Below are 1,109 nucleotides of genomic sequence, written 5' to 3'. Positions count from 1 at the left end.
AAACTCGCTACGGCGAGTTGCGGCTGCTGCAGATCGAAGAACTCCAGCCGGCCTGCCAAGAGACTGGTTTCGGCAACCGCGCGCGCCATCAACCTCTGGCCAGACCCCGGAACCTGTTCCAGCAGATCCCATCCCAGCGCGGAGTGCGTGGCCACCAACTGCTGTAGACGGTCAGCGGGCACCGACCAATACATGCGGCGGTACGCGGCCGCCGCGGACATGAAGTCCGATGCCACCGACTGAGGCAGCGTCCCCGGTACCGCGCCCGCATGTCGGGATGCCCAGGTCTCCCGGTTTCCGATCGCCTGCGGGCGAGACGATTCGGAGCCGGATCTGCGGGATGAGGTGAAGCCCAGCTCGGCGATCGGCCGATTGAACAAGGCCTGCAGGGCCTGAGCGTGGTCGGCCTGCGGCCATGGCGGTGCGTCCGATTCCCATCGCCCGATGGTCTTCTTGGTCACCGCGATGCGCAGGCCGATGCTCCGAGCGGTTTCGTTGAGGGCCTTCGCCAGATCCTCCTGGGATCGGTAGCCAAGACTCAAGCGCGCCAGGCGAAGTGGGGAGGTCATGCCGCACCATCTTACGCCCGCACTTGGGAGTCTTTGTCCTCTTGGAGACAGAAAATGTCTTTGCAATGTCCCCTCGAATGACGTGTTTTGGGACATTGACCAGTGACATTCTGGGAATCAGCTTCCGAACCCGGGAGCTACGCATCGAAGCTCGGGAGGGGACCTTCCGTGAACACGACAGAAGCCAGGGTGATGCGCGTGCTCGCAGCCGGCGGCCCGCTCACGATGAACCAGATCGCACGCTCCGCGGGCATATCCGTCCGCAGCGCTCAGACCGGCATCAGATCGCTTGCCGCCAAAGGCTTCACCTACGGCACCATGGGCAAACGCGGCAACGCGTGGATGCTGACGTCCACAGGATCACGCTTCGCGATCAGCAGGCGCGGTCGCGCACTACTCGACACTCCGGAACCAGGCCAGAGGGCAACCGCCGCCCGGACTGGACCCGCCGCGAGCGAGGCCATGCCGTGACTATCGAGGACATCTTGGCGCTACTGCACGAAGGCGACCATGCCGGGTGGGTTTGCTACCAGGACGGGT

At 64.4% G+C, this 1,109-nt stretch carries 2 protein-coding genes; one reads left to right on the top strand and one right to left on the bottom strand.

The features are described 5' to 3' along the window. Positions 1 to 569 (bottom strand): helix-turn-helix transcriptional regulator (locus ACIRS4_RS38450; RefSeq protein ID WP_404204953.1); only part of this gene is annotated, 569 nt, incomplete at its 3' end. 168 nt (positions 570 to 737) lie between these two features. On the opposite strand from ACIRS4_RS38450, the gene ACIRS4_RS38445 reads away from it, so the two are divergent. Further along, complete coding sequence (locus ACIRS4_RS38445) at positions 738 to 1,040, top strand: hypothetical protein (RefSeq protein WP_404204951.1); 303 nt, start codon at positions 738 to 740, stop codon at positions 1,038 to 1,040. Positions 1,041 to 1,109 lie beyond the last annotated feature (69 nt).

The organism is Streptomyces sp. NPDC101166, from assembly GCF_044768125.1.
Taxonomy (GTDB): domain Bacteria; phylum Actinomycetota; class Actinomycetes; order Streptomycetales; family Streptomycetaceae; genus Streptomyces.
The sequence above is the reverse complement of the archived record's forward strand: the minus strand, read 5'-3'. Positions and strand labels throughout refer to the sequence as shown.